At 74.3% G+C, this 599-nt stretch carries 1 protein-coding gene and 1 pseudogene; both read right to left on the bottom strand.

Features of this window, described 5'->3' with window-relative positions:
* Nucleotides 1–352 (bottom strand): annotated as a pseudogene (locus AC27IO_RS25225) (multidrug transporter); the annotation flags it as partial.
* Nucleotides 349–594, bottom strand: coding sequence for a hypothetical protein (locus tag AC27IO_RS25230; protein WP_498741346.1), 246 nt, complete (start codon nucleotides 592–594; stop codon nucleotides 349–351). The pseudogene AC27IO_RS25225 and the gene AC27IO_RS25230, both read right to left, overlap by 4 nt.
* Between the last annotated feature and the right edge of the window lie 5 nt (nucleotides 595–599).

The following is a 599-nucleotide window of genomic DNA, read 5'->3' on the forward strand; positions in this document are numbered from 1 at the left end:
CCAGCGGCGCGGCCAGGGCCGTGGAGGCCGGCGCCCCTGCGGCCGTGGGCGGCTCCAGCACCATCACCGGCTGGCCCGCGGGCACGGTCTCGCCCACGGCCACAATGCGCGCCACGCGCCCGGAGGTGTGCACGCCCACGGCCACCTGCTCGGTGACGACGAAGCCGGGCGCCGTCTCCCACCAGTAGGCGATGGCAAAGCGCATCAGCAGATAGGCCGGCGCGGCGAGCACCATGGCCAGCAGCAGGTACCAGCGCCAGCGCGGCACCTGCCGCTTGGCGGCGGCGTAGCGCACCGGCAGGCCGTTGGCCTCTTGCGCCGAACCCGGCGGAATGTCGAACTGGATCTTCACGGGGTGGCCCCTTCAAAATCTTCCCATGCCTGCACGACCACGCCGGCGAACGCCGGCAGGTCGGACAGGGACTGTGCGAGCGCGCGCCAGCGCTGCAGGGCCGCGGCGCGGCCCACGCCATGGCTGCTTTCCTCGCGGGTGAGCGAGTCCTCCATGCTCTGGGCCACCGCCACCCGCAGGCCGGGCACGGCCTGCCGCACCAGCGGGCGCGCCAGTTCGGCCGCGCGCTCGGGCCGGCTCACTTAGA

The organism is Acidovorax sp. KNOB132, from assembly GCF_057541515.1.